At 74.9% G+C, this 9,974-nt stretch carries 2 protein-coding genes and 1 pseudogene; all 3 read left to right on the top strand.

Going from position 1 to position 9,974, the window contains the following annotated elements:
- Positions 1 to 5,978: pseudogene (locus tag BBH68_RS43615) on the top strand (SDR family NAD(P)-dependent oxidoreductase); the annotation flags it as partial.
- 94 nt (positions 5,979 to 6,072) lie between these two features.
- A complete protein-coding gene (locus BBH68_RS40000; protein WP_245738415.1) occupies positions 6,073 to 9,237 on the top strand; it encodes a type I polyketide synthase in 3,165 nt (1,054 codons plus the stop codon).
- Positions 9,238 to 9,285: 48 nt separating this feature from the next.
- The coding region (locus BBH68_RS32255; protein WP_174589119.1) for a beta-ketoacyl synthase N-terminal-like domain-containing protein at positions 9,286 to 9,974 on the top strand (689 nt) is incomplete at its 3' end.

Genomic DNA, 9,974 nt, shown 5'->3' with positions numbered 1-9,974 from the left:
TGGTGCGGGGCACCGCACGCCCCGGCGCCAAGGTCGCGTTCGTCTTCCCGGGGCAGGGTGCCCAGCGGCTCGGCATGGCCACCGGGCTCCTGGAGTCCTCGCCCCTCTTCGCCGCGGCCATGCGCGAGTGCGCCGACGCGCTGGCGCCGCACGTGGACTGGGAGTTGCTCGACGCGCTCGGTGACGAGCAGGCCCTCGGGCGCGTCGATGTGGTGCAGCCGGCGCTGTGGGCCGTCATGGTCTCCCTGGCCCGGGTGTGGCAGGCCGCGGGGCTGACCCCCGACGTGGTGGCGGGCCATTCACAGGGCGAGATCGCCGCCGCGTGTGTCGCCGGTGTCCTCTCCCTGGAGGACGGGGCGCGTCTGGTCGCGCTGCGCAGCCGGGCCATCGCCGAGGACCTCGCGGGGCAGGGCGGCATGGTCTCCCTCGCCGCCTCCGCCGAGCGCACCGCCGAACTCCTGGGCGAGCGCGACGGGGTCTGGGTGGCCGCCGTCAACGGCCCCGGGGCCACCGTGATCGCCGGCGCCCCCGAGGCACTCGCCGAGGTGTCCGCGGCCGCCGAGGCCGCGGGCGTCCGCGCCCGCACCATCCCGGTCGACTACGCCTCGCACACCCCGCACGTCGAAGCCATCCGCGGCCGGCTGCTGGAGCTGGCCGAGACCGTCGCACCGCGCGCGGGCTCCGTACCCATGCACTCGTCGGTGACCGTGGCCCCGCTCGGCGAGACGGAGGCCGACGCCCAGTACTGGTACCGCAACCTGCGCTGGCCCGTGCGGTTCGCCGAGACGGTCACCGCGCTGCTCGACCGGGGCATCGACACCTTCGTCGAGATCAGCCCGCACCCGGTGCTCGTCCCGGCCATCGAGGACCTGGCGGCCGCCGCGGGCCGCGAGGAGGTGGTGGTCTCCGGTACCCTCCGCCGCGACCAGGACGACAGCGCCGCGCTGATCCGCGCGGCGGCCACCCTGTGGACCCACGGCGCCGGCATCTCCTGGGACGCCTTCCTGGGCACCGCGGCCGCCACCGCCTCCCTCGCCGAGCCGGCCAGGGCGGCCGAGCTGCCGACGTACCCGTTCCAGCGGCGGCGCTACTGGCTGGAAGGGCCGGCCCTCACCGGCGACCCCTCCGGCATCGGGCTCGACCCCGTCGCCCACCCGCTGCTCGCCGCCGCCACGCGCCCCGCCGAGTCCGGCGACGTGGTCCTCACCGGTCGGCTGTCCCTGTCGACCCACCCCTGGCTGGCCGACCACGCCGTGCTGGACACCGCGCTGCTGCCGGGGACCGCCTTCGTGGAACTCGCGCTCGCCGCCGGCCGGGAGACCGGCTGCGGCCAACTGCGGGAGCTCACCCTCGAGCGCCCCCTCACCTTCACCGCGGACACCGGCGTCACCGTCCAGGTCCAGGTCGCCGAGGCCGACGGGACCGGCAGCCGGACCGTCACCATCCACTCCCGGGCCGGCACGGCCGACCAGGAGGAGCCCGCCGAGTGGATCCGACACGCCACCGCCACCCTGACCGCCGAGGAAGCGCCCGAGGACCCGGCGGAGTTCGCCGCGCTCCAGGGCGTCTGGCCGCCGTCCGGCGCCACCCCCGTCGAGGTGGGCGACTACTACGCGGCCCTGTTCGAGCGCGGCTACGAGTACGGCCCCGCCTTCCAGGGGCTGCGGTCCGTCTGGCGGCGCGGTGACGAGGTGTTCGCCGAGGTGGCCCTGGCCCAGGAGACGCCCGCCGACGACTTCCTCGTCCACCCGGCACTCCTCGACTCCGCGCTCCACGCCATGGGCCTCGGCGGACTGTTCGGCGACGAGGGGGCGGTACGCCTTCCGTTCGCCTGGTCCGGCGTGCGGACCTGGACCGACGGCGCCACCTCACTGCGCGTCCGGCTGACCGCGGCCGGCGAGGACGGCGTACGGCTGCGCGCCGCGGACGCCACTGGCAGGCCCGTCGCCGCCGTGGACGAGCTGGTGCTGCGGCCGCTGTCCGCCGCCGACCTGCGCGCGGCCCCCACCCGGTCGCTGTACGTGCCGCGCTGGGACACCTGGCGGCCCCCGACCGGCGCGGCCCCCGCCGCACCGCGTACGGCGGTGTGGCGCCCGGGCACCCCGCTCGCCGATGTGCTCGCCGGGGAACCCGAGGTGGTGCTGTTCGACTGCACGGCCCAGGACCTGCCGGACGGCCTCGACGTGCCGGCCGCGGCCCACGCCCTGACCCGGGCCGCGCTGGCCCGGGTGCGGGAATGGCTCGCCCAGGAGACGCCCGCACAGGCGCGGCTCGCCGTGCTGACCCGCGGCGCCGTCGGCGCCATGCCCGGTGAGCGGCCCGACCCGGCCCAGGCGGCTGTGCGGGGTCTGTTGCGTTCGGCCCAGTCGGAGCATCCGGATCGTTTTGTGTTGGTGGACACCGACGGTGACCCCGCCGAGGTGTCCGCCGCCGTGCTGGCCGCGGCCGTGGCCGCGGGCGAGCCGGAGATCGCCCTGCGCGGCGACACCGTGCTCGTCCCACTGCTGGTTCGTCCTGATGCTGGTGTGGTGTCGGGTGGTGGGGTGTCGTGGTCGGGTGTGGGTGCGGTGTTGGTGACGGGTGGTACGGGTGTGGTGGGTGCTGCGGTGGCGCGGCATGTGGTGGTGGCGTATGGGGTGCGGGATGTGGTGTTGGTGAGTCGGCGGGGTGAGGGTGCGCCTGGGGCTGCTGGTGTGGTGGCGGGGTTGGAGGGGTTGGGTGCTCGGGTGCGGGTGGTGGCGTGTGATGTGGGGGATCGGGGTGCGGTGGAGGGGTTGTTGGCGGGGTTGCCTGAGGTGCGTGGGGTGGTGCATGCGGCGGGTGCGGTGGATGACGGTGTGGTGACGGGGCTGGATGAGGAGCGGTTGGGGTCGGTGTTGCGTCCGAAGGTGGATGGTGCGTGGCATTTGCATGAGGTGACGCGGGGTCGTGGGGTGGAGTTGTTTGTGTTGTTCTCGTCGGCTGCGGGGGTGTTCGGGTCTCCTGGGCAGGCGAATTACGCGGCGGCGAATGTGTTTCTGGACGCGTTGGCGGTGCGGCGGCGGGCCGAGGGTCTGCCGGCGCAGTCGTTGTCGTGGGGGTTGTGGGAGGAGACCAGCGAACTGACCGCCACCCTCGACGAGGCCGACAAGGCCCGGCTCGGCCGCGGCGGCCTGCTGACCCTCGGCACCGAGGAAGGGCTCGCCCTCTTCGACCACGCGCTGGCCCTCGACGTCCCGCACGCCGTCCCCGTACGGCTCGACCTGACCCGCGCCCGCGCCGAAGGGCAGCGGCCGCACCCGTTGCTGCGCGCCCTGGTGCGTACGCCCGCGCGCCGCGCCACCGGCGCCCCGGCCGGCCGCGGCTGGCGGGCCGAGTACGAGGCGACGCCCGAGGCGGACCGCGAGAAGCTGCTCGTCGAACTCGTCCGGGCCCAAGCCGCCGCCGTACTCGGGCACTCCGGCGCCGACGCGGTCCCCGTCGAGCGCGGTTTCAAGGACCTCGGCTTCGACTCCCTGACCGCGGTGGAACTGCGCAACCGGCTCAACGAGCTCACCGGCACCCGGCTGCCGGCCACCCTGGTGTTCGACTACCCGACGCCGGGCGCGCTCGGCGCCCATCTGCACCGGCTGCTGTCCGGCGAAACCGCGCGCCACACTGCCGTGGCCCGGGTCGTGCGCGACGACGAGCCCATCGCCATCGTCGGCATGAGCTGCCGCTTCCCCGGCCGCATCGACTCCCCCGAGAAGCTGTGGCAGCTGCTCGCCGACGGCGGCGAGGGCATCGGCGACTTCCCCACGGACCGCGACTGGGCGCTCGACTCCTTCTTCGACCCCACGGGCGAGCGCCCCGGCAGCTCGCTGGTGGACCAGGGCGGCTTCCTGCACGACGCCGCCGACTTCGACGCCGCCTTCTTCGGGATCTCCCCGCGCGAGGCCGTGACCATGGACCCGCAGCACCGGATGCTGCTGGAGCTGTCCTGGGAGGCCGTCGAGCGGGCCGGGATCGACCCGGCGCGGCTGCGCGGCAGCAGGACCGGCGTGTTCTCCGGCCTGATGTACCACGAGTATGCCGCCCGGCTGCGCTCCGTCCCCGAGGACGTCGCCGGTTTCCTCAGCAACGGCAACGCCGGCAGCGTGGCCACCGGACGGGTCGCCTACACCCTCGGCCTGGAGGGCCCGGCCGTGACCGTGGACACGGCCTGCTCCTCCTCGCTCGTCGCGCTGGACATGGCCGTCAGCGCGCTGCAGCGCGCCGAGTGCGATCTGGCGCTCGCCGGCGGCGTCACCGTGATGGCCACCCCGACGATCTTCGCGGAGTTCACCCGGCAGCGCGGCCTGGCGCACGACGGCCGCTGCAAGGCCTTCTCCGCGGAGGCGGACGGCATGGGTGTCGCCGAGGGCGCCGGCATGGTCCTGGTCGAGCGGCTGTCGGACGCGCGCCGCAACGGCCACCGGGTCCTCGCCGTCATCAAGGGTTCGGCGGTCAACCAGGACGGCGCTTCCAATGGCCTGACGGCGCCCAATGGGCCGTCTCAGCAGCGGGTCATCCGTCAGGCGCTGGCCAATGCGGGGCTCGCTCCGTCGGATGTCGATGTGGTGGAGGCGCACGGCACGGGCACCACTCTGGGAGATCCGATCGAGGCGCAGGCCCTGCTGGCCACCTATGGTCAGGACCGGGCCGGGGGGCGGCCGGTGCTGTTGGGGTCGGTGAAGTCCAACATCGGTCACACCCAGGCGGCGGCCGGCATCGCGGGCGTGATCAAGACGGTGCTCGCCCTGCGCCACAGCGTGGTGCCCCGGACCCTGCACGCCGAGCGGCCCAGCGAACACATCGACTGGTCGGCGGGCGCGGTGGAACTGGCCACCGAGCCCGTCCCCTGGCCGCGGACCGACCGGCCGCGGCGGGCCGCCGTCTCCTCGTTCGGCATCAGCGGCACCAACGCACACGTCATCCTCGAACAGGCCCCCGAGCCCGAGGCGGCCGAGCAGGCCGGGGAGCGGGGCCGCCCGGAGCCCGTGGTCACCGCGGCCGAGGGCGCCGTACTGCCCTGGCTCCTCTCGGCCAAGTCCGCCGCCGCGCTGCGCGGCCAGGCCGAGCGGCTGCGCGCACTCGCCACCACCGGCACCGACCCCCTGGCGACGGCCACCGCGCTCATCGAGACGCGCACCGCCTTCGACGAGCGCGCCGTCGTCCTCGCCACCGACCCCCCTGGTTTCGCCGAAGGACTCACCGCCCTGACCCGCCGCGAGCCCGAGGCACCGGGGCTGGTCCGCGGAGCCGTGCGCCCCGGCGCCACCGTGGCCTTCGTCTTCCCCGGCCAGGGCGCGCAGTGGACCGGCATGGCACGCGGGCTCATGGAGTCCTCACCGGTGTTCGCCACCTGGATGCGGCGCTGTGCCGAAGAGCTTTCGGCACACGCCGACTGGAAGCTGCTCGACGTGCTGGGCGACGCGCAGGCCCTGGAGCGCGTCGATGTGGTGCAGCCCGCGCTGTGGGCCGTGATGGTGTCCCTGGCCAAGGTCTGGCAGCACATCGGCATCACCCCGTCCGTGGTCGTCGGCCACTCGCAGGGCGAGATCGCGGCCGCCTGCGTGGCCGGCGCCCTGTCGCTGGCCGACGGCGCCCGGCTGGTGGCGCTGCGCAGCCGGGTCATCGCCGAAGAGCTCGCCGGACGGGGCGGCATGGCCTCGCTGACCGTGCCCGCCGACGAGGCCCAGGCGCTCATCGACCGCTACACCCACCCCACGGGCGACGCGGACCCCGCCGCCCGGGTGGTCGTCGCCGCGGTCAACGGGCCCGGCGCCGTCGTCGTCGCCGGTGACGAGGAGCCGCTGCGGCAGCTCCTCGACGGCTGCGCGGCCGACGGGATCCGCGCCCGCCGCATCCCCGTCACCTACCCCTCCCACGCGCCCCAGGTCGAACTCATCAGGGACCGGCTGTTCAAGGAGCTGGGCGACATCGACTCCGCGCCGCCGCAGCTGACCTGGCACTCCACGGTGACCGGGGAGCCGGTGGAGGTGGCCCGGGCCGAAGTACTGGTACCGCAACCTGCGCCGGCCGGTGCGGTTCGCCGAGGTCGTCGCCGACCTCATGGCGCGCGGCGTCGACACCTTCATCGAGGTCAGCCCGCACCCGGTGACCACCGCGGCCCTCGAGGACGCCGCCCTGGAGGCGGGCGGGCGGGAGGTCGTCGTCAGCGGCACGCTGCGCCGCGACGAGGACGAGCGCACGGCCCTGCTGCGTTCCGCCGCCACCCTGTGGACCCGCGGCCTCGGCGTGGACTGGGCCGCGCTGGTGCCCGCCGCGGACCCGGCGGCCGACGCCGTCGAACTGCCGACCTACGCCTTCCAGCGGGAGCGCTACTGGCTGGACGCGCCGCACGGCTCGGCGGACCCGGCCAGTGTCGGCCTCGAGGCGACCGGTCACCCGGTGCTCGCCGCGGCGGTCGTCCCGGCGGGAACCGACACCGTGCTGTTCAGCGGCAGGCTCAACGCCCCGGCCCCGTCCTCGCCCGCCGAACACACCGTGCTGGACACCCCCGTCCTGCCCGGCGCCGCCGTGCTCGACTGGGCGCTGTACGCCGCGGACCGGCTCGGCCTGCCCCGGGTCGCGGAGCTGGAGCAGCACGAGCCGCTGCTCCTCGCCCCCGACGGCGCCCTGGCGATCCAGGTGATGGCCGACGCCCCCGACGCCGCCGGGCGCCGCCGGCTCACCGTCCACGCCCGGCCCGACGGCGACCCCACCGCGGAGTGGACCCCGCACGCCACCGCCGTACTCGCCCCCGCGCCCGACGCCCCCGACGCGCCTGACGCGCCTGACGCGCCCGGCGCGCCTGACGCCCCCGACGCGGCGTACGCACGGCTCGCGGGAGCCTGGCCGCCGGCCGATGCCACGCCGGTGGACACGGCCGGGCTCTACGGGCGGCTCTTCGCCGCCGGACAGCAGGTGGGCCCCGCCCTGCAAGGCCTGCGCGCGGCCTGGCGCGGTGGCGACGAGATCTACGCCGAGGTGGAACTGCCCGACCACGCCGTCGAGGGCCTCACGGCGCGCGCCGCGCTGCTGGAGTCGGTGTGCCACGCCTGGCGCCTCACCGACCCCGCCGGCCTCGGCGGGCCGGGCACCGCCGAACCCCTGCAGCCCACCGCCTGGCAGGGCGTGCACCTCTGGGCCGCCGGAACGGACCCGGCAGCCGGCGCGGACCCGGCCGACGGCCCCCGGACCGTACGGGCCCTGCTGTCCCCGGCCGGCGACGGAGCCGTACGGGTACGTGCCACCGACGCGGACGGCACCCCGCTGCTCGGCGCAGAACGCGTCGAACTGCGCCCGGTCACCGCGGCCCGGCTCCGCTCCGCCGGCGCCACCGCGGCCCGCTCGCTGTACGAGGTGCGCTGGGAGCGCCGAGAGCTCCCCGAACCCGCGGCGGCGGTGCCCTCGTTCCTGTGGGACGGCACGAGGCCGGCGGCGGAGGTCGAGGCCGCCGTCGCCGACGGCGCACGGTGGGTGCTGCTGGACGCCGCCGCCCTGCTCGCCCCCGGGCAGCGGGAGCCCGGCGGCGCGCAACTGCCGGAACGGGTCCGCGAAGCGGTGACCACCGCGCTCGCCCGCGCCCAGGAATGGCTGGCGAGCGAGCCCCTGGCCGAAGCGCGGCTGGCCGTGGTCACCCGCGGCGGTGTCGCCGTGGCGGACACCGACACCGTGGACCTGACCCAGGCGGCGGTGCGGGGTCTGTTGCGTTCGGCCCAGTCGGAGCATCCGGATCGTTTTCTGCTGGTGGACACCGACGGTGACCCCGCCGAGGTGTCCGCCGCCGTGCTGGCCGCGGCCGTGGCCGCGGGCGAGCCGGAGGTCGCCCTGCGCGGCGGGGAGGCGTACGTACCCCGGCTGGCGCTGGTTCGTCCTGATGCTGGTGTGGTGTCGGGTGGTGGGGTGTCGTGGTCGGGTGTGGGTGCGGTGTTGGTGACGGGTGGTACGGGTGTGGTGGGTGCTGCGGTGGCGCGGCATGTGGTGGTGGCGTATGGGGTGCGGGATGTGGTGTTGGTGAGTCGGCGGGGTGGGGGTGCGCCGGGGGTTGCTGGTGTGGTGGCGGGGTTGGAGGGGTTGGGTGCTCGGGTGCGGGTGGTGGCGTGTGATGTGGGTGATCGGGGTGCGGTGGAGGGGTTGTTGGCGGGGTTGCCTGAGGTGCGTGGGGTGGTGCATGCGGCGGGTGCGGTGGATGACGGTGTGGTGACGGGGCTGGATGAGGAGCGGTTGGGGTCGGTGTTGCGTCCGAAGGTGGATGGTGCGTGGCATTTGCATGAGGTGACGCGGGGTCGTGGGGTGGAGTTGTTTGTGTTGTTCTCGTCGGCTGCGGGGGTGTTCGGGTCTCCTGGGCAGGCGAATTACGCGGCGGCGAATGTGTTCCTGGATGCGTTGGCGGTGCGGCGGCGGGCCGAGGGGCTGCCGGCGCAGTCGTTGTCGTGGGGGTTGTGGGAGGAGACCAGCGAACTGACCGCCACCCTCGACAAGGCCGAGCTGCGCCGCATGAGCGCGGGCGGCATCCTCCCGTTCACCACCGAGGAAGGACTCGCCCTCTTCGACCGCGCCCTCGCCTCCGGCCTGCCGCACACCGCGCCGGTCCGGCTCGACCGTGCCCGGCTGGCCGGCGACGAACAGCCCCCCGCGCTGCTGCGCGGCCTGGTGCGCGCCGCACCGCGCCCCGCCACGACGGCGGACAGCCGGACGCTGCGCGACCGGCTGTCCGCACTGCCCCCGGCCGAGCGCACGGAAGCCCTGCTGGAGACGGTACGCGCCCAGATCGCCGCGGTGCTCAAGTACGAGGCGGCGGACCGGATCTCCGCGACCCGGCCCTTCACCGAGCTCGGCTTCGACTCGCTGACGGCCGTGGAACTCCGCAACCGGCTGGCCCGCCTGGCCGGCACCCGGCTGCCCACCACGCTCGTCTTCGACCACCCCACGCCCGAGGCGCTCACCGGCCATCTGCTCGGGATACTGCTGCCCGAGACGGCGGCCGAGGAGTGGGGCAAGGAGGCCGTCGACCGCCTGGAGGCGATGCTCGAGGACGAGCGGGACGCCGCCGAGGTCACGAAGGTGACGGCCCGGCTGGAGACGCTGCTGCTGCGCTGGCGGGAGCGGTCCAGGGGGCTGGCCGGGGCCGCCCCCGGCGGCCAGGCCCAGGACACCGGGGTCGACGAGCTGAGCTCGGCGAGCGAGGAAGAGCTTCTCCGCTACATCGACGACGAGATCGGGCTGAGCTGATGCGCACACGGCCCACACGCACATCCCGTACGACGAGGGGTTTCGGACATGGCTGACAAAGAGCAGGTCGTCGAGTACCTGAAGCGGGTGACCGCGGACCTCAAGCGCACCAGGGACCGGGTCCGGGACCTGGAGGACGCCGAGCGCGAGCCCATCGCGATCGTGGGCATGGGATGTCGGTTCCCCGGCGGGGCCGACACGCCCGAGGCCTTCTGGGACCTGCTGTACGGCGGAGTCGACGCCATGGGCGACTTTCCCGCCGACCGCGGCTGGCAGCGGCCCGAGGGCGGGCCCCGCCCGCAGGGCGGCTTCCTCGACACGGCCACCGAGTTCGACGCCGGGTTCTTCGGCATCTCCCCGCGCGAGGCCCTGGAAATGGACCCCCAGCAGCGGCTGTTGCTGGAGACCTCCTGGGAGACCTTCGAACGGGCCGGGATCGACGCCACCACCCTGCACGGCAGCCGCACCGGCGTGTTCGTCGGCGTCAACGGCGCCGACTATCCCGGGATGCTCAACCAGGCCGGCCACGAGTCCCTCGGCCACCTGCTGACGGGCACCGCCGTCAGCGTCGTCTCCGGCCGCATCGCCTACACCTTCGGTTTCGAGGGCCCCGCCGTGACCGTGGACACGGCCTGCTCCGCCTCCCTCGTGGCGTTGCACCTGGCGGCCCGTGCGCTGCGCTCCGGAGACTGCGCGCTGGCGCTCGTCGGCGGAGTGACGGTGATGTCCGGGTGTTT

It is taken from the genome of Streptomyces sparsogenes (genome assembly GCF_001704635.1).
GTDB classification, from domain to species: Bacteria; Actinomycetota; Actinomycetes; order Streptomycetales; family Streptomycetaceae; genus Streptomyces; species Streptomyces sparsogenes.
Note: the sequence above shows the minus strand (reverse complement) of the source record. Positions and strands in the feature narration are given on the sequence as shown.